This window comes from Metabacillus litoralis, assembly GCF_007994985.1.
In the GTDB taxonomy this organism is placed as follows: domain Bacteria; phylum Bacillota; class Bacilli; order Bacillales; family Bacillaceae; genus Metabacillus; species Metabacillus litoralis.
Window position 1 is genome coordinate 52468 of the sequence record NZ_VOQF01000003.1, and the last position, 26461, is coordinate 78928.

A 26461-nucleotide genomic window follows, 5' to 3' on the forward strand; every position below is an offset into this window, starting at 1 on the left:
TTGAAGGATTTTCCAAGAATGAGTGAAGAGGTGCAGATCCCATTCACTCATTCTTTATTATATTAGTGCAGCTGTCCTGCACCAGCCATACTCTTTACATGTGCAGGTACACTTTGAGTTGGATGAATTTTGTTGAATAAAAAAGGCTTCCAGTTGACGTTTTCGTTTAGCTTCACAACATTTGACTTGTTATGAACATCTAGTAAATCTACTTTATGGTGTTTACTTTTCCCATTAACATATGATCCACTTTCGTAAATAGATGAACCCTTCCAATTTTTAATAATGGCTGCAGGATCGACTTCATAATCAAATTTAAAATAATTATTTTCTGCGTAAATCTTTGATTCAACACCTACTCCAAATGCATAATCAAATTGGTAATCTGAGTGCTTTGTAAATTCATAGAAATTATTATAAACATGAACTTCTCCGTAGCGAACCCTTGGTAGACGTTGTGTTAAGTTTTTATAATGATTATGATGTAATGTAACCTTTAAATGGTCACGATCTGATGTTTTACTATCACTTGAACCAATAATGGAAACTTTATCATGATCTTTAAAGACATTGTACGAAACTGTTACATAATTCGCTCCATTTGTTATGTCTAATAAACCATCATGCTGCTGATATAAACGTCCAAAATAGGTGCCAGATTTTTGATCATGGTTTTCTCCATCACTAAATGTGTTATGATCGATCCATACATGATGTGTTCCATTTGTTATCGAAACATTATCATATTCAGAATTCCACTCTCCTACGTCACCATCAGTTGGATCCCACTGTGGGAAATAATCAAGAGGTGCTTCAAATTCAATATTACGAATAATAATATTTTCAACACCGTTCATCATTAAGCTTCCACCGATAATTTTCGCATCATCTTTTAATCCAATAATAGATGTGTTTGAACCTATATTAATAACAATCTCTTTTTTCTGATTTTGTTGTGACCGCTCGCGAGCATTCTCCAAGTTACCAAAAACTTCACGTTCATAACCCCATACCTCTGGAGCATATGTAGCCAAATAATCATCAAAATCATAATCAGGATCTTCATAATATTCTGGACCAATTGGGTTATTATTTTCATCAACATTTAACTCAATTGTACCTTCCACATAAATTATTTTATCAATATCATTCTTAGCATTTTTACTATTATCTCCACCTAAGGCATCGATCAGTTCAACCTTAGTCGAAACTCGGTAAATATGCTTTTGGTCTGCTTTAGATCCCCCGGTTGTACCTTCACCATATGACGCCCATCCATCTTTTTTACCAAGTACTTCATCACCTAACTCTTTGGGACTTGCATGAACAGAAGAAAATGTTCCAAAAACCAATGCACCTACAAGACCTATTTTAATAATAGTCTTCAAACCGGTCACCCCTTTGATTTTTTAATGAACAAAACACAAAACAAGTTCTTAGATAAAAATCTATTTCATTATTTTTTCTAATGCCATACTCGCCAAAACAAACGCTCCAACTCCATGTAGATCATTTTTCGATGTTGGTCTATTAACATAGTAATCATAATCTCCTGCAGAAGTACCGATACAAATACCTTTTAAATTCCACTTTCCATCAGTTGTTTCAGTCATATTTTCTAGTAAGCCTTGATATGCTTTGTTGATATTTAATAGATATTCTTCTTCAACGTAATTTTTTTCAATAGCACGTGAAATAGTATAAATAAACAAACTAGAGCATGAGGATTCTAGCCAGTTATCATGAAGATTCCCTTTGTTCACAATTTGATACCATAAGCCTGTTTGTTTATCTTGAAAGCTCACTAACGACTTTATCAACTGCTGCAGCTCTGTTATTAATTCGTTTCTTGAGGGATGAGTTACCGGAAGCAAATCTAATATATCGATAAGGGCTGTTCCATACCAACCTACAGATCTTCCCCAAAATTCTGGAGAACAACCTGTTTCTTTATTTGCCCATGGCATGGTTTTTGTCTCATCCCATGCATGATAAAATAGTCCAGTGTCTTCATTTTTCATATTTTTTCTCATAAGCTTTTCCTGATATAAAACCTGTTCAATGAAATCACTTTCTTGAAAATGCTTATCATACATTAATGCAAAAGGTCCAGCCATAAATAGACCATCTAGCCACATCTGATAAGGATACTTATCTTTATGCCAAAACCCTCCTTCCCTCGTTTTATTTATCGAAAAAAACAAATGTCTAAGCTTTTTTGCTGCAATTAAGTAGCGACGATCCTGCGTTTCTTCATAAAGCGGAAAAAGAAGAATACCCGCCTGTATTGAATCAAGTTCATCTCTAGCAAATAAGAAATTACCATTTTTATCAATTAAGAGATCAAAATAACTCTTGATATATTGGAAGTATTCCTGATTTTTTGTCACTTCCCAGACTTTTAGCATGCCGTATAAAAACACACCTTGGTGATAATGCCAAACATTAGCGGGAGGCAATTCTTCAGGTTTATAGGTACTCATAAGGGTTTTACACGCTATTTCTGCAGAACTCAAGGGATTTACTTCATAAACTTGGACTCCGTATTGTTTCTTTTCCATCAGGACATCCTTTCTTTATTAAAATCAAGCTCTGAAATATCTGTTTTCTTCATTATCACGAGTACCTAAAAGGCAGTAATCAAATAATGTCCTAATAGATTATAAAAAATCCTCCCTTTGTGGAGTGAAGATATCTAGAATAATAGAATTTTGCTCTAATGCTTTTACTCCATGTGGTGCATTTGAGGGGATAAAAATACTATCTCCTTTTTGTACAACCTTCTTTTCACCATCTAAATTAAATTCAAAGCTCCCTTGGACGATATAGCTAATTTGCTCATGTATATGGTAATGAATATCACCAATTGCGTCCTTTTCAAATGTTACTTCGGTCATCATAAGTCCACCACCTCTTGAAAGTAGCTTCCTACTTACACCATTTGCGGCTTCAACAGACTCAACAACTTCTCCCTTTACAAACATATTTTCTCCTCCTAACATTTCTTTTCAAGATTTATAAGATAAAGATTACACACACCGTCACGATCACTTGTATATAAAATATTTTTATTATCCCAGCTAAAGGTTGGATGACAATGAGTATTTTGGGTTATCCAGCTTGTATGATGGGAACATAAAGTTTCAATCTCAGCTTTATCGCCTTCAATATTTATTAATACTAAATCTTCAACCTCATCCCCAACTAATAAGGTATTTTGTTCATTACTGTGATAATGATTACAATAATACGGTAAATCAAGCTTTCTTTTTATACTTCCTTTTTTATCAACAAAACCGATATATGGAACTTGATTTGTATGTTCATCCTGAATTGTTGCTTGTGTTTTATTCACTGTGATTGTCCCATCATGACCTTTACGTCGATTATCAAAGAAAATAAGACCATCACGGGTCCAAAATTCATGTCCTACACAGTCATCCTCACCTTGTCTGAAGCAAGCTTTGACAGTTCTATTAATCAAATCCAAAATCCATATGCGCTGATGCACTAGATTCCAAGGACCTTCATGACAAAACATTGCTACTGTATCATCATCTGGTGAAAATTGAAAATGACCTAACCAATGTGTGTCCTCATATACATCAACGGCTTCATCTCCATCCAACGAAATAAGTGTGATCCACCCTTTTTTTGTAGCATACATTGTTTCTTTAAAGCCTTTATAATTTGCACCACGTTCAATTTCAGCTTCTTCATTTCTTGCTATTCCAACATACCGTTTATTTGGAGAAATATGAGGGTGCCCTAAATGAACTTTCCCTTTTTCTTCATAAATGATCTGATTTTCAAGTGTAATTACATTCAGCTTTCTGATTTTATTTTCTGTAACATACACGACAAGATCACTTTCAGGTGTTTTCGTCATATAACCTGGAGTAATTCCGACCTTTTCATCTGTTAATTGAGTCATTTCTCCTGTATGAAGGTCCATCTTAAAAAGATTAAAAATATTTGCTGCAATTGAGGCACGATCTGATAAAAAAAGGATTTCGTTGTTTCCATAAGTGAAAGAGTTATCTGTAAAGTAAAAATGAAAATTATTTGAACCATTTGTTGTTAATTGTGTAACGATTCTTCCCGTTTTTTCATCTTGATAGCTTTTAAATTCAGAAGAATATACTTTTCCAATCAATGAAGTCACCTCACTATTTTTCTTAAAGGAGAAGTCTGTAGAAGCGAGGAATCGCCACAGACTTTTCCAGTTAGTTAAGAAGGATAGAAATCTTTCCTTAATGCGCCTTTTGCTTCCCTTATTTTAGTTCACATGTTCTTCATATTTTTTCTGTGAGTCTTCAATTGCTTTTGCCCATTCATCTAAAAATTCTTGAACAGTGGTTTTTCCACTCATAACAGATTGTGTACCAGGATCAACAACATTATCTAAAATTGATCTGTAATCAGGTAAATAAAACGCTGGCTTATAAAGCACTAGATTTGGATCTTCATATACTTTAAATGCTGTTTCAATATGCTGAGAATTTTGAACCCATTCTTCATTTAAGACATCAGAGTTAGTTGGGATTTGACCAACTTGTTCATTCCAGTAGCTTTGACTTTCTGCAGAATTTAAGAAACTAACTAGCTCCCATGCTGCATCAGGATTTTCCGTAGTTTTGAAAACACTAATACCAATTGTATTACCGCCTTCAGCAACATATTTTCCATCTTCAGATTTTGGAAGTGGTAATGCTGCATATTGACCTTCTTCTAGTGATTCACTATGCTCACCATATGAACCAATATTATGGTGAACCATTGCTACAGCACCTGTATCAAAACCCGCAATCATTTCTTTATAGCCATTTGTAATATCACTTTTCGGTGTATATTCTTTATAAAGGCTTAAGTATTCTTCTAAAAACTTAACATGCTTTGGGTCATTAATCGTACTCTTGCCATCCTCTGTAATATAATCCTCAATACCAGAGTAAGCATAAAGCATTCTTTGCAATTGGAAAGACCCACCTGCACCACCACGGATTGTAAAACCATAACGGTTATTATCTTTATCTGTCATTGATTTTATGGCTGTAAAAAATTCATCCCAAGATTCTGGAGGTGATATACTTGCTTCTTTAAACCAATCTGCACGATACCATAATATATCTAAATTTTGTGTGTAGGGAATTCCATATAATTTATTATCTAAAACAATGTCTTTATTAAACTCGATTGCACTTTTATTAATTTTGTCTTTTTCATTCCACTGACTATAATAATCATCCAATGGAAGTAATGCTTCTCTTAATGAAAATTCAGGCAGCCAGCTTGTTTGTAGACTCGCAACATCTGGCATATCATCTGCTGCAATGGCTGCGTCTAACTTCTGCTTTGCAGAATCCTTTGGTAAGCCCACGTATTCAACATCAATATCTGGATTCTTCGCTTCAAATCTACTAATTAACTCCTCCCATATTGGAGTACGTTGTGGACCTGCATTTTCATCCCAAAATGTAAGAGTTACTTTTTGATCTGAGCTATCTGTTTTCCCACCACTATCTTTTACTTCTGTTGTTTCTTTACTACTACAACCACTTAATACCAATGAAATCGCTAAAGCAGAAGTCATTAAAGTCCCCAATATTTTTTGATACCTCATAAATTAAACCCCCTTTGTTATTAGAAAGAAAAATTGTCTAGAAGATTGTTTTATACCTTATAGACAATTTCACAAATTACCCCGTGTGTTAGCTTAAAACATCAAAATTTTGCAGACCATCATCCCTAGTAGATATAAGCCACTTTCAAACTCTTAAACCAGTACGTATATTATCATTCATTCTAATTTAACCTTTTACAGCCCCGCCTAAGCCATTTACAAGATGCTTTTGTGCGAATGAGAATAAGATAATAGCAGGAATTAAAGCAATTACACTTCCAGCTGCTAATGCACCATAATTTACATTAAATTCACCCATCATATAACTTAAACCAACTGGCAATGTGAACATATGCTGTTGATTGGTAAGCATTAAGGCTAGTAAAAATTCATTCCATGTATAAATGAAGGTAAAAACACCTGTAGCAACAATACCAGGGACAAGTAATGGAAAAATAACATATCTTATCGCTTGCAAGCGATTGCAACCATCGATCATAGCAGCCTCTTCTAGTTGTTTAGGAACATTAGAAATAAAACCATTCATCAACACTGTTGTAAAAGGAAGCTCAACAGCTGTGTACGTAATAATTAACGAAAGAGGACTACTAATTAAACCTAAATTTTTGAAGATGATAAACAAAGGAATAATTAGCATCGATCTAGGAATAAATTGTGTGCAAAGTAACATCAAAAGAAATGCTCTTTTTCCTTTAAATTTATATCGACTTAAAGCATAACCAGATAATGTCGACAAAATAATAACAATTACAACTGTACATAAACCGATAAGTAAACTATTTTTAAAGTAGGTTGAAAATCCAACATTACTCCATGCTATAACAAAATTTTCAATTGTTGGTGAAGATGGAATATATTCTAATGGTCTTTTAATAATGTCTCCATCATACTTAAATGCCGTGTTAATCGTCCAATAGAATGGAAACATTGTAAAAGCAATCATGATCGCTAGCGGTAAACGAAATGTGATCAAACGATCAAGTTTGGTTTGCGAAGAATTCATGTTATCCCTCCTCTCTTTCAAAACGGGTAATTTTCAGATAAAACATCGCAAATAGTAAGAGAATTCCAAATGATATGACGGTTAATGCTGAACCGTATCCAAAATTACTTCCGTGAACAGCTTGTTCTGCAATATACATTGTTAATGTTGTTGTATCATGTGCAGGTCCTCCACCAGTTAAATTGAATATTAAATCAACATTATTAAACTCCCAGATTGTTCGTAGCAAAGTTGTTAAGATAATCGTATTTTTCAACTGTGGTAACGTAATGTGAAGAAAGGATTTCCATCTTCCTGCTCCATCTACTTTTGCAGCTTCATAAAGCTCTTCAGGAATACTTTGCAAAGCAGCTAATAAAGTAATAGCGAAAAACGGGATCCCTCTCCAAAGCTCTGCTATAATAACAGCTCCAAATGCTGTTGTTGTATCAGCTAACCACGCCTTGCTTTCATTAATAATGCCTAATCGCATTAATAAATCATTAATTACACCCATATGCTCGTTATACATAAGAGACCACATTACAGCAGCCAAAACACCTGATATCGCCCAAGGAATAAAGGCAGCAGCTCTAAAAAATCCTCGGAACTTAAATTTTTGATTCAATAATAGAGCAACAATGATTCCGAAAACAAGCTGTAAACCAACCTGTGAGACAACCCATTTTAATGTATTTACTAAGCTAGGAATAAATAGCTTATCTTCTGTAAAGATCTTTGCGAAATTTTCCAAACCAATAAATCCATTATAATATGGAGCAGATAAATCATAGTTTTGTAGACTATAATAAAATACAGTACCAATTGGATAAAATAGAAAAGCTATGATGATAAATGTTGTAGGTGCAATAAAAAGGTACGGCACCATTCTTGATAAATTCAATTTTCTTTTTACCTTGTTTCCATGATTAGGATATGTGGAGAGATCTACTTTACTTTGAACACTCATGTTATATCACCTTCCCCCTTTCTAAAATAATTGTATATGAAAACGCTAACATTAATAATTAAAAATCTTTCGATGTTTGTTTGATATCTTTAGAACATTATAATTTCTCCAAATATTTTAGTTTACATAATAATATTATTTGTATTTACAAAACCAGAAATAGAGTCTGAGACATAGTTAAAGAAGTCATACAAAAAGACGAATAAATTTAAATTCAGTTAATTTGAAAAAAATGAGTTCGTTCCATTGCGCTGCAGACACTCGCTTTCAACTAGTTCTTAAATTAGTATGCAAAATCAAAAACTCTATTGAAGATGGCAAATAAAAACCCGAACTATTTGGCGATTAATTAAAAAATCTCCTAATAATTCGGGTTTAACATTAGCTTAAATAATTATGTCCCAGTCGCATTTCATAACGTTACACCGTTTTTAAAAATGGCCATTTCACGAAAGTGATTTTTCTCATGATTTACTAATTCTCCACTAGCAACCTTAATAATATAGTCGATGAAACTTCTTAATAAAGTCTCAGGCTCTTGATCTTCAATAATTGTTCCAGCATTAAAATCAATCCAATGTGGCTTTGTTTCATAGATTTCTGTATTCGTTGATATCTTCATCGTAGGAACAAATGACCCGAAAGGTGTTCCACGGCCTGTTGTAAATAAAACCATTTGACAACCTGAAGCTGCTAAAGCTGTTGAAGCTACTAAATCATTTCCAGGTGCATTTAACAGGTTTAACCCCCTTGACTTAATTCTTTCACCATACTTTAACACATCTACCACTGGAGCAGATCCTGCTTTTTGTGTACATCCAAGGGATTTATCCTCAAGAGTTGTTATACCTCCAGCTTTATTACCAGGTGACGGATTTTCATAAACTGGTTGATTATAGCTTTGGAAATAGTGCTTAAAATCATTAATTAAAGATACTATTTTTCTATATACTTCTTCATTAACAGCACGTTCCATAAGTAATTTCTCTGCTCCAAACATTTCAGGAACTTCTGTTAAGACAGTTGTTGCGTTCTGGGCAATTAAATAGTCTGATAGTTTACCTAATAAAGGATTTGCAGTAATTCCCGAAAACCCATCAGATCCACCACATTTTAGTCCTACCTTCAGTTCCGATATTGGAACATCTTCTCTTTTATCTTTTTTAGCACTTTCATAAATTGAAAGTAAAAGCTTTAAACCTTCATCAATTTCATTTGCTACCTCTTGTGAACGTAAAAACTTAATTCGGTGCTCATTAATAACTCCTAAAGAATCTCTAAATTCGTCTATATCATTATTTTCGCAACCAAGACCTAATACCAAAACTCCACCAGCATTAGGATGTTTTACTGCATTTCCTAAAATCGTTCGTGTATTTACATGATCATCACCAAGCTGTGAGCATCCATAATTATGTTTTAAAACTTGAATAGAATCAAAAGGCATAGAATTCCCAACCTGATTTTTAAATTCTTGGATGATTTGATCAGCAATACCATTCACACAACCTACTGTTGGCACGATCCAGAGCTCATTTCTTATTCCTACTTGACCATTATCTCTTCGATATCCTTTAAAAGTTAATCCTTCTTGTTTATAGGTTAATGGTCGTTGCTTTTGTTTGTACTCATATTCTTCTACACCAGACAAATTTGTTTTCATATTATGTGAATGTACCCAGAATCCTTCTTCGATCTTTTCGGTGGCATGACCAATTGGAAAACCATATTTTACTATGTTCTCATCACCATTTATCTCATATAAAGAAAACTTATGTCCCTTTGGTATATCTTCCTTTAAAGTTAGTGTAAGATCTTCATTTTCAATAATTTCTCCTTTGGTTAAGTTACGAATAGAGATAGCGACGTTATCATTTTTGTGGATTTTAATGAATGATTTCATTTGCTTCACCCTTTGTAGTAGAAAGCTGTTGTAAAGCCTCGACCATCCCATATTTACTGATATCTATTAAGTGCTTTGTAACAGAATTTGTCATATACTTAATTTCAGTCAAATCGTAACCCCAAATGGATTTTTCTGATAAAATGTTTTTTACCAAATTTTTTATGCTATTATCACTTTCATTACAGTTACTCCATAGCTTTTGAAATAAAGCGATAATATCTTGATCATCTATAAGATTTATTTTTTCTTCTCCTCGATATCCACGGTAAAAATAAATCAATGAACTTAGTGAAAAAACAATTCCTTTTGGTAGCATGTTAAATTTCTTTTCATAATCCATTAAAGTTGGTAAAAGTCTTGTTTTAAATTTTGAAATAGAGTTTAACGAGATGCTTAATAAATAATGATGAATAAACGGATTTTTAAATCGATCACTTACATCGTTTGCATATTGCCTCATTTCTTCTTGAGGAAAATTCATGCTTGGTATTATTTCTTCATTGATTACTGTCTGTATATAATCTTTTACAACATCTGCTGTTACAGCTTCTCTAACAGTGTTCAAACCTGATAAAAAGGCTACAGGTGTCATTAATGTATGCGCACCATTCAATATTCTCACCTTCTTTAGGCGGTAAGAATGTAAATCATTGACTATATGAACATTCAAGCCAATCTTATGAGCAGGAAATTCTTCCTTTAACAACTCTGGACCTTCTATAACAAACAGATGGTATTTTTCACCCACAACTATGAGGTCATCTCTATAACCCAATTCTTCCGTTTTTTCTTTTACACTATCCTTTGGAAAGCCTGGCACAATACGATCAACCAATGTATTGCAGAAGGTATTTGCAGCATTTAACCATTCACTAAATTCTTTAGGTAATGGCCAGTTTTTAGCATGCTTTTGAATAATGGTTTTTAATTTCATGCCATTATCTTCGATTAATTCACAAGGAAGAATGATTAAACCCTTTGAAACATCACCATTGAAATATTGATATCTTTCGTATAAAAAAGCAGTTAATTTTGCTGGAAAGCTTTTCTGAGGAACATCTGTTAATGTGTCATTTTGAACATACGATATCCCAGCTTCAGTTGTATTCGATATAATAAATCGCAAATCAGGATTTTTAGCCATGTTCAAATATTTTTCATATTCATTAAAAAGGTTAATTCCTCTACTTATTGACTGAATAACCTCATGCTCATTAATAGAAGTATTATTCATCATTCCTTGTAAATATAAGGTATACAACCCTTCCTGTTCATTGATTAAATCCACTGCACCATTCTCGGTAGATTGAACCACAACAACACTACCCTTAAATAGTCCATGCTTATTCATCTCATGAATTTGCCAGTCACAAAATGCTCGCAAAAAATTACCAGTTCCAAATTGAAGAACTTTTTCAGGAAACTCATGCTCAACATTCAATAAGGACTTTGATAGTCGTTCCATTACATCTCCCCCTTTATGCACACGTTAACAATGGATTTCGGGGTCAGACCCCGAAATCAATTTTTTACCCTATCAACAGTTTGTCGATTAACTAATTCCGTTTTTAATAATAGTAGCTCTGAACGTTGAACAGCATTACCTTCCATTAACTTTAATAATCGTTTTGCTCCAACAGTACTTATTTGTTCAATTGGTCTTTTTACAGTTGTCAGTGCTGGTGTTGTATATTTAGAAAAACCGATATCATCAAAACCGATAATCGAAAAATCATCTGGTACAGATAATCCTGCTTCAGTAATAGCCTTCATGGCTCCTATAGCCATATCATCATTTGAACAAAAAACCGCAGTTGGTCTTACTTTTAATGAGATTAATTCATTCATTGCTTTATATCCACTTTCCATATCATAATTACCTTGAATCATATATTGTTGTGAAATCGTCAGCTTGTGCTCAATCATGCTATCCAAATATCCTTGTTTACGTTCTATTGTTGAGCGAAAATGTGGAGTGCCTTCAATAATTGCAATTCTTTTATGATTGTGTTGTATAAGAAGATTTACTGCCTCATACGCCCCTTCACGATCATTTGATAAAATGTTTACAATCGATTGATCTTCAACAAGACGATTTAAAATAACAAGTGGAATTTCTTGTTTTCGAACATGGTAAATAAATGAATTATCCACATCACTCTGACTCATAACAATTATTCCATCAAATCTTTTCCGGCTGATCGAACTAAAATCTTCTAATTCTTCAATTCCTTTAATAATTAAGCTATAATGATCATCAATTTGATTGGTAACACCTTTAATCGTTTCAGCAAGAAAACTTGACGAAGTTCCCTCTGTTAAACTAGTTAGAAACAATCCGATTGTATAAGATTTTTGCAAAACTAAACTTCTCGCATTTACATCAGGAGCATAGTTTAACTGTTGTGCAATTTCTTTAATTTTCCGTTTTGTATCTTCTTTCAATAGCGGACTATTGTTTAGTGCTCTTGAAACAGTAGTATGTGAAACATTAGCTAGCTTTGCAATATCCTTTATCGTAACTCCCACTCAAACAACCTACCTTCAACACCTATTTAAGCTAGAATATCATAGCTTATTCTTAGGTTACAATGCAGAATCAAAGAGAAAGTAATCTCTTGCATTATAATAAGAAATCCCTTGGATAATTTCCCCTAACATATCTATATCATTTGGCACTTCTCCATTTTCGACCCATTCACCAATCAACTGACAAACCAGTCTTCTAAAATATTCGTGTCTTGTATACGAAAGAAAACTTCTCGAGTCTGTTAACATACCAATAAATTGACTAAATAAACCAATACTAGCTAATGTCTTCATTTGATTTAACATACCTTCTTTTTGGTCATTAAACCACCATGCTGTTCCAAATTGCATTTTGCCGCGAACTCCACCACCCTGATAACTGCCAATTATACTTGCAAGGGATTCATTGTCTTTAGGATTTAGTGAATAAAGAATTGTTTTCGGCAGTTTATTTTCTTTATCTAAAACATCTAGTAATTGACAAAGTGGTTTTGCAATCTGTTCATCGTTCATACAATCAAAGCCTGTATCAGGACCAAGAAATTCTAGCATTCTCGTATTATTATTTCTCAATGCATTAATATGTAACTGCATTGCCCAACCTAATTCAGCATATTTTTTACCTAGGAATACTAATGTAAAAGTTTTATACTTAGCTTCATCTTCTATAGATACCTTCTCACCCAGTAATGCTTTTTTGAAAATATTATTCACCTCAATTTGAGTAGCTTCAGCAAATAACATGGTATCTATTGCATGATCCGAAACTCTACCACCTAATGCATGAAAAAATTCAATTCTAGATTCTAGTGCATGTAGCAGATCCAAATAATTTTCAATCTTTGTTTTTGTGATAACAGATAGTTTTTCAATCCAATCCCTAAATGTATCTTTATTAAGTTCTAATGCTTTATCAGGTCGAAAACTTGGTAATACTCTTACATGAAAGTCATTTTCTTCAGCTAATTTTTGATGAAATTCCAATGAATCAACAGGATCATCTGTTGTACAAATAACCTCAACCTTAGACTTTTTTATTAATTCTCTTACAGTGTTATCCTTCTGTGACAACACCGTATTTACTTTCTCCCATATTTTTGGTGCTGTTTGCTCATTCAAAATCTCAGATATACCAAAATAACGCTGCAGCTCTAAGTGCGTCCAATTATAAAGAGGATTCCCAATCGTCATAGGCACTGTTTTTGCCCAAGCGATAAATTTTTCATAATCACTTGCATCACCTGTAATGTATTTTTCTTCAATACCATTTGCTCTCATAGCTCGCCACTTATAATGATCACCATATAACCATGCTTCTGTTATATTCTTAAATTGTTTATTTTCGTAAATCTCCTTAGGACTAAGATGACAGTGATAATCAATAATAGGCATTTTTTTAGCATAGTTGTGAAAAAGTGTTTCTGCTACCTTATTTGATAATAAGAAATTTTCTCCCATAAAAGTATTCAATTTTTTCTCCCCTTTGAATGTTTTATGCACACGTTAACATTACAATTTAATGATAAATCATAATTTCCGAATAATCAATGTATTACCTGAATTAACTTTACATTATTTAGTATCATAGTATTAACTTGACGCGAAACATTTTAAACAATTCTTCATCTCATTAGCTGTCATTCTATATAATTTCTGATGTTCCGGTACATTGTGTCCTAATCATGACAAAAGAAGACACATCCATTAAGAAATGTGCCTTTTATATAAAACTTATAATATTATGTTCTATTCTTTAGTAAATCTTCAACTAAAACACCGTTTATTTTCAAACCAGTAATATTACAATCTTCAATCTCCATATTCGATAAATTACATTTTCTAAGTTGAGCATTTGCCAAATCACAATTTTTAAAACTGATCGGATCATATTGACCATCTGCCTGGTAATTTGCTTCACCTTCGATGGGAAGAACAATATTATGAAATTCAGTTCCATATAAATGAACAGAGTTAATAGAAGCATATGTAAAATTTGCATGCTGAATTTTTGCTCCCGATAAATTCACATCATTGAATACCATGTCTATCATATTCACATTATTAATTTTTGTTTTAGCCAAACTAACATTGTCTATGTCGAGAGACTCAGCATTTACTTCATTCCACTTAGATCCTGAAATATCTGTCGATTGCAAATCTAATTTTTGGATTTTTAAAGCCAATTGTAAAATCCTCCTTTATATTATATTTATTTAAAATACAATATAAAAAATTCTACAAGATCTAGTTATCTCCTTCTATTTTTTTGTAAATTAATGTTAATTAATTCAAAATAGAATTTCAAATTCTTCTAGAGATTTTTTAATGTGTGTCAATATTCCCCTCTAATATCCTACTTTTATTTGAATCATTATCAACATCAGAGCTACCTAAATTTGTTATTAAAATATTAATAACGATAAATAAAATAAATAGTAACCAAACCCACCATTTTGATAGAACTTTTTTCATATTAAAATTTCTCACCCTTTCTATTTTTTCGTAAAGTAAATAAATAATTCACTAACAATATTTGATGGTGATTATTATGTACTATATATTTCTCTGTCTTAAAACTAGTATATCCTTACTCACTACTATTTCCACCTTAAGAAATTTGTTTGACACACATATTAGCTATTGTTAATATGATATCAATATATATTAGTAATTACTAATATAACGGAGGTAAACATGAAAAAAATAGATGTTGATATGAAAGTTAAATTTCTACGTGGATTTTCAGATAAAACACGTATTCAAATACTTGAAGCTATAAAAACTGAAGAAAAAACCGTATCTCAAATCGTAAAGGAATTAAACGGGAATCAATCTAATATTTCTCAACATTTAACCTGTTTAAAAGGCTGTGGTTTGATTGTTGGTAGACAAGAAGGAAAATATGTTTTTTATAGCCTAGCTAGTGAACAAATCCGAGAATTACTAACGATGTTTGATGTAGTACTTGGAGATGTTCAAAATCAAGTAGCCTGTTGTGAGCGTCATCTTGATTAGGAGTTGGTGATGATTATGTCAGATAAATGTTGTGATACAAATAAGTCAGTGGAAAATGATCAAGCTTGTTGTAATACCAATATGAAAGATCTTACTTCTAACACAAATTGTTGTAGTAATGACCATGCAAATAAAATTGAAGAAAAAAAGGAAGTAAAGCAAACTTGCTGTAATGTCACAAAAGAAGAATATCGTCAATCTAAGGTTGATATTAATCGCACAGTTTTTAGTACTGACAAAGAATCATTAGATAAATTCGAATACCTTATACATGGTATGGATTGTCCCTCTTGTGCCCTAACCATAGAAAAAGGGTTAAATAGATTAAAGGCTGTTCGAGAAGTAAAAGTGAATTATAATACGGCCAAACTCCATGTACTTGTTCATAGAAACTCCGCTTTTGAAATAGAAAATCAAGTAAAGCAACTTGGATTTACAATAGAAGCACTGACAAAAAATAAAAACCTACAAACCTATAATATTGAAGGCATGGATTGTGGGAGCTGTGCTAAAAGCATTGAAAATCATCTGAATACCATTTCGTCTGTAAAAAGTGTTTCAGTAAACTTTTCTACTGGCAAAATGAAGCTCGATCATGAAAATAGTGTCGATGAAATCATCTCAGAAGTAGCAAAAATAGGGTTTAAGGCGACGTTACAGACAAAAGGGAACACCAGCCAAACTCCCAAAAAAAATAATGAATTTGGATCAATTATTGTTTCAGGAGTATTAATTGCACTTGGATTTATTGGTTCGTATACAGATATTTCTCCTATGATGTCAACTTTCTTATATGCTTTCGCAATGGTTTTAAGTGGCTATAAGCCTGTAAAAAGTGCTTTTTATTCGATAAGAAGTCGTTCATTAGATATGAATGTTCTTATGTCAGTTGCAGCAATTGGAGCTGCTCTGATTGGTGAATGGCTAGAAGGTGCAACAGTGGTATGGTTATTTGCTCTAGGTACAACACTTCAAAACAAATCAATAGAGCATACGAGGAATTCTATTCGTAACTTAATGGATTTAGCTCCAGCAGAAGCTTGGGTTAGAGTTGGAGAGACTTTAACAAAAAAGCCTGTTGAAGACATTTCAATCGATGAAATCATTATTGTAAAACCAGGCGATAAAATACCGTTAGATGGTGAAATTATCGTTGGCGAATCAAGTGTTAATCAAGCACCCATAACCGGAGAATCTATTCCAGTTGATAAAAATATTGGTGATTCCGTTTATGCAGGATCAATTAATGAAAATGGTTCAATTGAAATAAAAGTAACTAAATTAGTTGAAGATACAACAATAGCTAAAATTATTCACCTAGTTGAAGAAGCGCAAGAACAAAAAGCTCCAACACAAGCTTTTGTAGATAAATTTGCAAGTATTTATACTCCGGTTGTGTTTATTTTAGCACTACTAGTAATGATAATACCCCCTCTTCTCACTCTTGGTTCCTGGGGTGAATGGTTTTATAAGGGTTTGGAATTATTAGTTGTTGCATGTCCCTGTGCTTTAGTTATTTCTACTCCAGTCGCTATCGTATCTGCAATCGGCAATGCGGCAAGGAACGGTGTGTTAATTAAAGGTGGTACATTCTTAGAAACTGCAGGATCAATTAATGCAATAGCTTTTGATAAAACCGGGACATTAACAGAAGGAAAACCAGCTGTAACTGAAATTAAACCATATAATATGACAGATAATGAACTTTTATCAATTGCTTTAACATTAGAAGAACACTCTTCACATCCAATCGCCAAAACAATTGTAAATTATGTAAAAGAAAAAGGTATTTCTTCTAAAAAAGGTGATTTGTATAAAAGTATTGTTGGTAAAGGTGTTCAAGCTACCGTTGAAGGAAATGTATATTATGCTGGTAATCTAAAACTATTTGAAGATATGAATATAGCTTTAGATCATGTTAAGAAAGATGTTGAAAGTATTCAAAATCTCGGTCGCACAGTAGTCATTATCGGTACAAAACATGATATAAAAGGATTGATATCTGTTTCAGATACAATTCGGAAAACCACTGTACACGCTTTGAACTCATTAAAGCAAATAGGTGTGAAGCAAGTTGTTATGTTAACAGGTGATAATGATGGCACTGCTAGATTAATTTCAAAAGAAGCAAATATTAATCGTTATTTTTCTGAGCTATTGCCTGAGGATAAAGTAAGTGTTATTAAACAATTACAAAATGAAGGTCTAAAGGTTGCAATGGTTGGAGACGGAATTAATGATGCTCCTGCACTTGCTACAGCAGATTTAGGAATTGCTATGGGTGGAGCTGGTACAGATACTGCGATGGAAACTGCTGATATTGTACTTATGGCAGATAACCTTGAAAAACTTCCTCATACAATGAAGCTAAGTAGAAAAGCATTAACCATTATCAAACAAAATATCTGGTTTTCATTGATCATTAAATTTATTGCATTGGCCCTCATATTCCCAGGTTGGCTAACACTGTGGTTAGCTGTTTTAAGTGATACCGGTGCAGCTATAATTGTGATCTTGAATGCATTACGTCTCTTAAAAGTTAAACAATAAATAATCGAAAATGCTCTAAAATGCCGTTATTCTATTTATTAAGGCTCTTTTTTGAAAGAGCCTTAATAAATTACAAGCAACCATCACTCCACTTTTAAAAACAAAAAAGAGAAACATCTGGATGCTTCCCTATCACAATTTATCATATCTTATCTAACAGCTTTTCTTCTCATCCATTGTGTTGCAGCCCATTTATCACCAATTAAAACTGGTGCACCACCATGTAAAGTAAGTTCATTTAACGTTTGATCATTATAGAAATACTCAAAATAAACTGCCATCCCTTTTTTAGCTGAAACAGAAAAGTTAAGCTTAGGAAAATATGTTTCTCCTCCTAATTCTACATCATTCAAATACATAACTAATGTACTAATTCTAGGATTACTAACAGCATTGCTTGTTGACGAAAAAAAATCAAAATGAGCTTTATACTCCTGACCAATTTTGTAATTTAAAATTTGAAGTCCTTCAGCATGGTCAAAGGGCATACTCATAATCTGTGATAACCTCTTTTCAATTCTCGTGACAACTTCACTTTCTCCATCCTGAAAAAACATGCTACTGCTTGTTCTCAATTCTTCTGTACTTCGTGAATTACCTATTTTTGACCGTTGAATTCTATCTTTCGACAAGCTAATAAGATCATCACACTCTTCATCACTCAATACATTACCTAACACAACGATTAACGGCTCTTCTATTTTAGCTATAATTGATATTTCTCTGTCTTCTGTTTGGATTACATTACCATCATGATTGAATATTGTTTGTTCTTTAATTGGTAATTCTTTATCATCCATTGTCAACTTTCATCAACCTCTTTAAATTTTAATAGTTAATTGTAGATTAAGCCAATCGCTTTTGATCAAGTTGATCATGTTAAGGTTGTTATGTACCATCCTTGGAAACATAAGCAGGCTTATATACTTAGTTCCTCATTTGTTACAGATCTATCTTACTCTTTCTACTATTTAAATGCATTTTTATAATTTTACACCTAGCATTTGATTGTGACTACTATTTTATTTTTTATATGATAAAACAGTAAATGTCAATTTTAACAATTTCTTCACTTACTTAAACAAAACAGCTCCTTCAGGTTATTATGACAAATTCTATTTAAAAGGTTATATTTCTCTTAGATAGCTCCACATTTATACTTTTGTCCAGTGCAAATTTATCGATTACGCATATACTATCATACACCTCAGCAGTAACAATTATATCTTCCTCATTATATAGGACATTCTCAGGAGTGTCCTTTACTTTTTTTCTGTGTTGATTTGTTGTTCAAAACGTCCAATCAATCTATTAATTATCATCATATTATAAATTAACCTCATCGTAAGGGAGGTGTAAAATATGAGTGTAGGTGGATACGCAGGAGCTGGATTTGCTTTAATCGTAGTTCTATTTATCCTATTAATCATCGTTGGTGCTGGCGGATATGTCGGTGGTGGATACGGTGGTTATTAAATAAGCTTGGCAGACTACTTTATTACTATAAAGTAGTCTGCTTCTGATCTTTTAACAGGTCATTTTATATGTAGGCTCTGTTAAACTTTGTTGTTGATTTCCGTTACAGGCATTCGCTTTCCGCGGGCGGTCCGGGAGCCTCCTCGTAAGCTGCGCGCCTGCGGGGTCTCCCTATGACACGCTTCTCTCGCAGGAGTCTCATGCCTTCCACTCCAATCAACAATATGCTAAAAATCAACATTAAACTTTAACATAGCCTATATGTATACAAAAGATTTATTAGAAAAACAAAAAAGTGTATAAATCCCATATGGAACTTATACACCAATATTACTTGACTTTATATACGCTTTTTTACTGTATTTGGTCTTTTTTTAAAATCTTACATCCTAGCCATAACTTACGAAAAAAACTCGATTAAAAAAATCTTTTTCTCCAAAATATAATGGCAGTAACACTGGATAATAGAAATGAAATAGTAATAGCAATTAAGAATGAATAATTATATTCTTGAAACGGGATAGATACATTCATTCCATAGAAGCTTGCTACCATTGTTGGTAGGGATAAAATAATAGTAAATGATGTTAAAAATTTCATAACAATATTCACATTATTGGAAATAATAGATGCAAATGCATCCATCATACCACTTAAGATGGAGGTATGTGTTTCAGCCATTTCAATTGCCTGCTGGTTTTCGATTATAACATCCTCTAATAATTCCTGATCATCTTCATACATTTTTAAATAATTGCTTTTTAACATTTTTTGCATAACAATATTATTTGATTTTAAAGAGGTTGTGAAATAAACTAAGCTTTTTTGTAAATTTAAAAGTGAAAAAAGTTCTTTGTTTCTCATCGATTGATGAAGCTCATTTTCAATTTTATCGATCTTTTTACTGATTTGTTTTAAATATCTTAAATATGAAGTTGACATTAAATATAGAATTTGAAAAGCAAATCTTGTTCGTTTATATGTGTGAAAGTTTTTTATTTTACCTTCTGAAAAAGCATGAAAAATTGGATTATCCTTTAAACAAACCGTAACAAAACAATTTTTAGCAATAATTATTCCAAGTGGAATTGTATCATAAATAGATTGATCATTTTCATCCACAGATAATAAAGGGATATTTACGATAATTAATATATTCTCTCCATCTTTTTCAATTCTAGAACGCTCTTCTTCATCTAAAGGATCTCTTAAAAACTCAGGAACTATATCTAATTCTGATGAAACTTTCTGGATTTCTAGCTCATTAGGTGAAATTAAATTCACCCAGCATCCAGAAGAAATTTGATTATCTTCTCTTAATTGTCCTTCTTCATTTGACACTAAAATTTTTAACATAATTAAACCTCCTCTATTTGTGAGAAAGTCAAAAAAAACGCCATAAAAAAAGTGAATTTTTACTTGTATCCATACTCTTAAGAAATGACTCCTTATTGACTATCCTATTTGATGAATCTGGTTCTGGTTCGTTCAAGTTATAACTACTCATAAAAATTCAACTCCTTTATTTAACTAATCATTTTATTATCCTATTGTACTTTAAGTTTTCTATTTTGTAACTAAACGAAACAAACCGTTTCTTATTTAAAATTGAAACCAAGTAAAAACAAGACACATCTCATTTTATTAAATATGCCTTGGACTAAAAAAAATATATATAAGAGATTTAGATTCAATTTAATTAAAGAATGAGCGTTAAGTCTCTCAAAGAGATCGAGACTTGAAGAGAAATGGGATGAGATAAAAACAATTCTATTTAATCACTTTCGAAACAGTCATACCATCACCTATAGGTATAAGGACTGATTCCAATTGTGGATGATTAGCAACCTTTTCATTGAATTTTTTCATTATTTCAGTATATGGCTTTGGTTGAACATCATCATCTGCAACACTGCCACGGACAAGCACGTTATCAGTAACGATTAACGCACCTAATTCTGCAAGTTTAATACAGTATTCTAGATAGTTGTCATAATTAATTTTATCAGCATCTATAAAGCAAAAATCAAACCTTTGTTTTTCTATTAATAGCTTTTCTAAGCTATGTAGTGCTTCACCTGTAATATATGAAACTTGAGCACCAAAACCTGCTTTAGATAAATTAGTATGTGCTAACTTTGCGTACTTTTCTTCTAATTCAAGTGAAGTTATTCTCCCTTCACTTGTAAATCCTCTTGCAAGACAAATTCCACTATAGCCTCCAAGAGCCCCAATTTCCAACACATTTTTAGCTCCTGAAATTGATATCAGCATAGATAAAAGTTTTCCAGATGACGGAGAAACCGATATAGCAGGCATTTCATTCTCTTCTATTGATAAAATAACTTCTTCCAAAATAGTGTCTTGTTTTGTAAATATTGAATCTATATACCGATTAATTTTCTTCATTAAAATCAAGACCTTTCTGGTTAGATTCTAATAGCTTCTCACCCTTACTTTTTTCAGAAGAATATCCTTTGCCCTTTTTGAATGATTCTAGTGACTCACCTTCTTGAATTTCAAATAATTGTGTAAACTCGTTGATGACCATATCAATCGCTTTTAATTCACCTACTATAACTTGATGAATAGATTGAAATTCTGGTTGATCTAATTGTTGCTTTATTGTTGATCTTTTAACATTCATCATTTCTAAAAAAGCTAGTGCTCTTCCTCTTCGAAACGTTTTAGGTCCTCGGTGATGTGAAGGATGTCCTTTTCCTTTAAACCGATCTCCCCTAAGATGTTCTTTGTTTTTATGATTTTCCAAATCTTCCTTCATGAAAATCACTCCTTATGTATACAAATGTATACAATTGGTCAACAAACTTTTAATTGTAGTGATTTATTCTATTTACACTAAATAGACGCTGAACATATATAAAGAAATCACCCATAAAGTCGAATAATCAAATATAATTCTAAACTAATAAATAGATAATAATGCTTACTCAAAATCAGTAAATCTGGAAAAGTTAGTCCGTTCCATTATGCAAAAGACGATTACTTTCAACTAGTTCTTAAAAATAGTATTAAAATAAAGAATCTATTGAAAAAAGCAAATAAACCCGAACTATTAGGCAAAAGATTAAGTGAACTAATTCCTAATAATTCGAGTTTTTATTAGCTTAAATACTTATGATTTTATTACTTTTAGTTAACTTATAGTAATCCATTTTAGATTGTTCAACAAAACCACAAGATTTATAGAGATTTAAAGCGGTTTTATTCTTAACAGCCACTTGAAGCATGATTTCCTTAACCTGTTTTTCTTTTAATTTATTTACTGCCTTTAATATTATCTCTTTTCCAAAACCTTTTCTTCGATATTGCGGCAAAACTCCTAATCCATAAATACCACCTATACCATCATCAACACCTATTTGCACTTTTCCTACAACTTCCTCACCTAGCTCTACAATATAGATATCAACACCTCGCCTCGCTTCTTCTTCAGGAGAAATTAGGTCAGTAGCATCTAAAATCATATCGAAATAAATTGCGTTTTGTCTTGCAATTTCCAAAGCATCTTTATTAGTTGCTTTTCTAAATGTTAATACATCTGATTCAAATTCATTTTTTATTAACTCTTTCTTTAAAAACATTTCATATTCAGAGTTATCATACTGTGCGCTAGTTTGCTTGATAAACTCTATCCCTGAAAAGGAGTTATGATCACTTAATAAAAGCATATCCTGTATTTTTCTTTTGTGCCACTCATCTTTTACTAAAGAAAATAACCGATTGAACACACCCATTCTTCTATAATGAGGATGAACCAAACCATTTACTTCTAAGGCTTCACCACTAAATTGACAAATACCAATATAGCCTATTAGAGTTTTGTCATCATAAAACATAAATTCATTAATTCTTTCTGTGTTATCTGATTTTACAGATGATTTCATTTTATAATCAAGTTCAAGCTTCAATGTTATATCTTCTTCCAAACAATATTTCATAAGATCTTTTATGTCTTCATAATCTTCTTGGGTTAAATGACTTTTTAATTTTATACTCGGTTGTTGGATCTTCATTTATTAATCTTTTCTCCTTATCAATTAGGAAATGACTTAATAATTTCTATGCATTCTTATGTACTTCATTATTCTAATTACATCAGGTATAACAAAATAAACTATTTTACACTCAAAATAATCTTCCCAATATTTTTGTTACCTTCCATGTATTCATGGGCTTCTTTAATCTTTTCTAGTGGCAGGACTTTGTCAATAATAGGTTTAATTTGTTCTGATATAAAAAGTGGCACAACTTTTTGTTCAAATTCTTCTGTTAGTTGTTTTTTATATTCGTCACTTCTCGGAGTAAGAAGTGTTGCCTTTAATTGAATTCTTTTCATTAGTAAATTCATTAAATTTACTTTTTCAACTACTGGACCACCTAAGATTCCGATTAAAATCCAGCGACCATCTGTGTTCATACTCTTTAAATTTTTTTCCCAATAAGAGGCACCTACAAAATCTAATATGACATCAACACCCTTTCCATTTGTTGCCTTTAATACCTCTTCCTCAAAAGCTTGTTCTTTATAATTGATACATATATCAGCACCAAGTGAACAACAAAAATTAACTTTTTCGGTTGAACCTGCTGTGGCTATTATTTTTGCTTTCGTCATTTTTTTAGCTAGTTGAATAGCAGCTGTTCCTACACCACTTGCTCCAGCATGTATAAGGACTGTTTCATCATCCTTTAATTCCCCTAACCAAAATAATGTTTGATAAGCAGTTAAAAAGACTTCTGGAATTGCCGCTGCTTGTTCAAAGGATAGGTGATCTGGAACAATCATTATCCGGTTAGCAGGCATTGTGACATACTCAGCATAACCACCACCATTTACAAGTCCCATAACCCTAGTTCCTATCTTAATTTTTGCTTCTTCTGTTGTTTCAACTACTTCTCCTGCAACCTCAATACCTAATATAGGATTTTCCAAATACCCTGCTTTCCCTTCTCTTGCTATAATATCTGAACGATTTATTGCAGATGCTTTTACTTTTATTACAACTTCACCGTTTTTTGGTGTAGGCATTGGATAATCCGCTACTATTAATTGATCAGCACCACCAGGTTGTTTTACTATTACTGCTTTCATATTTCTTTCTCCTTTCAAGGCATAAAAACCTCTATTTAAAGTTAGTTTAAAGTATCCAAAGCCAGACATCTAACCTTTCACTAACATGATAATTCTTTTATTATTCATACATTCCTTTTCAAGAAAATCTATTCTCTTTCCTCTATTTCACTTCAATATTTATATTTCACTATGTACTTGTTAGAAACCAATAATCCCAATTTTCTTCATAGAAAACTACTAAATATGATATCATCTCTATGATATGTTCATTAGGAGGATTTTGTTTGAATTGGTTAGTTAAAAAGTATAAAGAAATATCAAATAAACATAAAGGATTTTACTTTTTTATTGGGTTTTGTTTTATTTTCTCCATGGTTTTTGTACATAATAATCATTTATTTTATGAACGTTCCATTGCAAAAGTCAAAGAAGCAAAACTACAAGAAACAGTTGATGTGACAGATATTCATGGAAATGAGGATAAGCTATTCACGCAAAATATTATAGCCGAATTAAAAAATGGAGAAAATAAGGGAGAACTGATCTCCTTAACGAATGAGTATTCATTATCAGGTGCGTATGACCAAGAGTACCATGTTGGAAATGAGTTGTTCGTATCAATAGATTCCACGGAAGATAGTACTACTTTATCTGGATCGATCAGAGATGTAAAACGTGATAAATACATACTGTTTATCTCCTGGATTTTTATATTTGTTTTACTTATTGTTGGGAAAAAACAAGGACTTCTTTCAATCATAAGTTTAATTGTCAATGCTGCACTATTATCTTTTGCATTAGATATTTATTTGAATACCTCAGGAATTAGTTTGTTATTTCTTTGCAGTATAAGTGCGATATTATTTACAATTATTTCTTTATTACTTGTTAATGGTTTAAATGGGAAAACATATGCAGCAATAATTGCTACCTTACTTGGAACATCTAGTTCACTTATTATAACTATTTTAGTTATGTTTCTAACGTCAGAGAAGGGATTACGTTATGAAGAAATGCAGTTTCTTACTCAACCGCCTCAAATTGTGTTTATGGCAGGAGTTTTAGTGGGATCTCTTGGAGCGGTAATGGATGTCGCAATAACCATGTCATCTTCCATTTTTGGATTATTTGAAGAGAATAATAAAATATCAATTAAAGCTCTAAAAAAATCCGGTTTAGAAATTGGAAAGGATATAATGGGTACGATGACAAATATCTTGTTTTTCGCTTATGTTAGTGGTTCCATTCCAATGCTCGTTTTATTTTTAAAAAATGCTTCGCCCTTGGGCTATACTTTATCCATGAATCTCTCTTTAGAACTAACTCGGGCCTTAGCAGGTGGTATTGGAATTGTTTTAACGATTCCATTAGGCTTATACACATCTCTTTTTTTCATTAATAGAATGAGGGCAAAAATATGAATGTACTACTAGTATTAGGCGCAATTTTATTTATTTTAATGGTAGCTATTGGTGGGAAAAAGGGAGCTCGTTCCTTCATTGGCTTATTTCTAAACTTTATTGTGCTTTTTCTAACCACTCTATTTATGACAGATCCCAATGCGGATCCAATTATTTTAACAATAATAGCTAGTGCATTTATTAGTTGTATCAATTTATTCTATATTAATGGAGTAAACGATAAAACCAAAACTGCATTTCTCTCTACAATTCTTACACTATCAATTTTACTGTTACTTATTACTTTGGTAACAAAATACACAATGACTCAGGGATTTGGTGAAGAAGAAACAGGCGAATTTGGAGCATTTTCACTTTACATAGGCGTGGACTTTGTAAAGATAGGTGCTTCAATGATCATAATGAGTACAATCGGGGCAATTATTGATGTTGCCATTTCAATTTCCTCTCCAATGCGTGAAATGTTAATTCATAACCCTTTAATGGAAAGAAGAGCATTATTTAAATCTGGTATTACGATCGGAAGAGATATTTTAGGTACAAATACAAACACTTTATTTTTTGCCTTCTTTGGAAGTTATTTAGGGTTACTTATATGGTTTAAAGATTTATCATATTCCTTCGGAGAAGTTATCAATTCAAAAGTATTTAGCGCAGAATTGATTACGATCCTTTGTGCTGGTATTGGCGTTGCACTTGTTATTCCAATAGCATCTTGGATAACTGCCTATTTTTTCGTAAAGGCCAGAGATAAAAATAACATGATATAACTAAAAAAGTAATGTTTATACAATTTAAAGGTTGCTTTCCTTGAATTGAACTGCCAGAATTAAGAGGATATAGTTTTTTACGAAAGGTAAATGGTGACCA

24 protein-coding genes are annotated in these 26461 nt (G+C 32.2%); 5 read left to right on the forward strand and 19 right to left on the reverse strand.

Going from position 1 to position 26461, the window contains the following annotated elements:
* Positions 1-62: 62 nt before the first annotated feature.
* From FS935_RS05300 to FS935_RS23375, 13 genes are all read right to left on the reverse strand, one after another.
* Complete coding sequence (locus FS935_RS05300) at positions 63-1379, reverse strand: pectate lyase family protein (protein ID WP_275669583.1); 1317 nt, start codon at positions 1377-1379, stop codon at positions 63-65.
* A gap of 69 nt (positions 1380-1448) precedes the next feature.
* Positions 1449-2561 carry a glycoside hydrolase family 88/105 protein gene (locus FS935_RS05305; protein ID WP_146946532.1) on the reverse strand — a complete coding sequence of 371 codons (1113 nt, stop codon included), beginning with the start codon at positions 2559-2561 and terminating at the stop codon, positions 1449-1451.
* A gap of 99 nt (positions 2562-2660) precedes the next feature.
* Entirely contained in the window at positions 2661-2984 is a 324-nt protein-coding gene (locus FS935_RS05310; RefSeq protein WP_146946534.1) for a cupin domain-containing protein, read from the reverse strand.
* An 11-nt stretch (positions 2985-2995) separates the two neighbouring features.
* Positions 2996-4156, reverse strand: a complete 1161-nt coding sequence (locus FS935_RS05315; RefSeq protein WP_146946536.1) for an oligogalacturonate lyase family protein — start codon at positions 4154-4156, stop codon at positions 2996-2998.
* A 123-nt stretch (positions 4157-4279) separates the two neighbouring features.
* On the reverse strand, positions 4280-5623 hold the full coding sequence (locus FS935_RS05320; protein WP_240050827.1) for an ABC transporter substrate-binding protein: 1344 nt from the start codon (positions 5621-5623) through the stop codon (positions 4280-4282).
* Positions 5624-5810: 187 nt separating this feature from the next.
* Complete coding sequence (locus FS935_RS05325; RefSeq protein ID WP_146946538.1) at positions 5811-6647, reverse strand: carbohydrate ABC transporter permease; 837 nt, start codon at positions 6645-6647, stop codon at positions 5811-5813.
* A gap of 1 nt (position 6648) precedes the next feature.
* Positions 6649-7596 (reverse strand): carbohydrate ABC transporter permease, encoded by a 948-nt coding sequence (locus FS935_RS05330; RefSeq protein WP_146946540.1) that lies wholly within the window; start codon positions 7594-7596, stop codon positions 6649-6651.
* Positions 7597-8008: 412 nt separating this feature from the next.
* The gene (locus FS935_RS05335; protein WP_146946542.1) at positions 8009-9499 is read right to left on the reverse strand and encodes a UxaA family hydrolase; all 1491 of its coding nucleotides are present in this window, start codon (positions 9497-9499) and stop codon (positions 8009-8011) included.
* A complete protein-coding gene (locus FS935_RS05340) occupies positions 9483-10967 on the reverse strand; it encodes a tagaturonate reductase (RefSeq protein ID WP_146946544.1) in 1485 nt (494 codons plus the stop codon). Before FS935_RS05340 ends, FS935_RS05335 begins: the two co-directional genes overlap by 17 nt.
* Positions 10968-11023: 56 nt before the next feature.
* Entirely contained in the window at positions 11024-12031 is a 1008-nt protein-coding gene (locus tag FS935_RS05345) for a LacI family DNA-binding transcriptional regulator (RefSeq protein WP_146946546.1), read from the reverse strand.
* Positions 12032-12088: 57 nt separating this feature from the next.
* On the reverse strand, positions 12089-13489 hold the full coding sequence (uxaC, locus tag FS935_RS05350) for a glucuronate isomerase (RefSeq protein WP_193559352.1): 1401 nt from the start codon (positions 13487-13489) through the stop codon (positions 12089-12091).
* A gap of 281 nt (positions 13490-13770) precedes the next feature.
* Positions 13771-14214, reverse strand: coding sequence for a pentapeptide repeat-containing protein (locus FS935_RS05355; RefSeq protein WP_146946550.1), 444 nt, complete (start codon positions 14212-14214; stop codon positions 13771-13773).
* 139 nt (positions 14215-14353) lie between these two features.
* Entirely contained in the window at positions 14354-14503 is a 150-nt protein-coding gene (locus FS935_RS23375; protein WP_158638545.1) for a hypothetical protein, read from the reverse strand.
* Positions 14504-14725: 222 nt separating this feature from the next.
* Between FS935_RS23375 and FS935_RS05360 the strand changes: the two genes are divergently transcribed.
* On the forward strand, positions 14726-15046 hold the full coding sequence (locus tag FS935_RS05360; protein WP_146946551.1) for an ArsR/SmtB family transcription factor: 321 nt from the start codon (positions 14726-14728) through the stop codon (positions 15044-15046).
* A 15-nt stretch (positions 15047-15061) separates the two neighbouring features.
* Positions 15062-17596 (forward strand): heavy metal translocating P-type ATPase, encoded by a 2535-nt coding sequence (locus tag FS935_RS05365; protein WP_439116621.1) that lies wholly within the window; start codon positions 15062-15064, stop codon positions 17594-17596.
* Between the two features lie 149 nt (positions 17597-17745).
* Here FS935_RS05365 and FS935_RS05370 read toward each other — a convergent pair whose 3' ends face one another.
* Positions 17746-18396: a 2OG-Fe(II) oxygenase gene (locus tag FS935_RS05370; RefSeq protein WP_146946555.1), complete on the reverse strand. Its 651-nt coding sequence runs from the start codon at positions 18394-18396 to the stop codon at positions 17746-17748.
* Positions 18397-18958: 562 nt separating this feature from the next.
* Here FS935_RS05370 and FS935_RS05375 point away from each other — a divergent pair.
* Complete coding sequence (locus tag FS935_RS05375; RefSeq protein ID WP_146946557.1) at positions 18959-19072, forward strand: YjcZ family sporulation protein; 114 nt, start codon at positions 18959-18961, stop codon at positions 19070-19072.
* Between the two features lie 417 nt (positions 19073-19489).
* Here FS935_RS05375 and FS935_RS05380 read toward each other — a convergent pair whose 3' ends face one another.
* The 5 genes from FS935_RS05380 to FS935_RS05400 all read right to left on the reverse strand — a co-directional run bounded on the left by FS935_RS05380 (position 19490) and on the right by FS935_RS05400 (position 24188).
* Positions 19490-20428 (reverse strand): magnesium transporter CorA family protein, encoded by a 939-nt coding sequence (locus FS935_RS05380; protein ID WP_146946559.1) that lies wholly within the window; start codon positions 20426-20428, stop codon positions 19490-19492.
* Between the two features lie 414 nt (positions 20429-20842).
* A complete protein-coding gene (locus FS935_RS05385) occupies positions 20843-21481 on the reverse strand; it encodes an O-methyltransferase (RefSeq protein WP_146946560.1) in 639 nt (212 codons plus the stop codon).
* On the reverse strand, positions 21468-21854 hold the full coding sequence (locus FS935_RS05390; RefSeq protein ID WP_146946561.1) for a hypothetical protein: 387 nt from the start codon (positions 21852-21854) through the stop codon (positions 21468-21470). Before FS935_RS05390 ends, FS935_RS05385 begins: the two co-directional genes overlap by 14 nt.
* A 346-nt stretch (positions 21855-22200) precedes the next feature.
* Positions 22201-23109: a GNAT family N-acetyltransferase gene (locus FS935_RS05395; protein ID WP_146946562.1), complete on the reverse strand. Its 909-nt coding sequence runs from the start codon at positions 23107-23109 to the stop codon at positions 22201-22203.
* Between the two features lie 101 nt (positions 23110-23210).
* Positions 23211-24188, reverse strand: a complete 978-nt coding sequence (locus FS935_RS05400) for an NAD(P)H-quinone oxidoreductase (protein WP_146946563.1) — start codon at positions 24186-24188, stop codon at positions 23211-23213.
* 239 nt (positions 24189-24427) lie between these two features.
* On the opposite strand from FS935_RS05400, the gene FS935_RS05405 reads away from it, so the two are divergent.
* On the forward strand, positions 24428-25591 hold the full coding sequence (locus FS935_RS05405; RefSeq protein ID WP_146946564.1) for a YibE/F family protein: 1164 nt from the start codon (positions 24428-24430) through the stop codon (positions 25589-25591).
* Entirely contained in the window at positions 25588-26361 is a 774-nt protein-coding gene (locus FS935_RS05410; RefSeq protein WP_146946565.1) for a YibE/F family protein, read from the forward strand. The genes FS935_RS05405 and FS935_RS05410 overlap by 4 nt, the downstream gene beginning before the upstream one ends.
* The last annotated feature ends 100 nt before the right edge of the window (positions 26362-26461 follow it).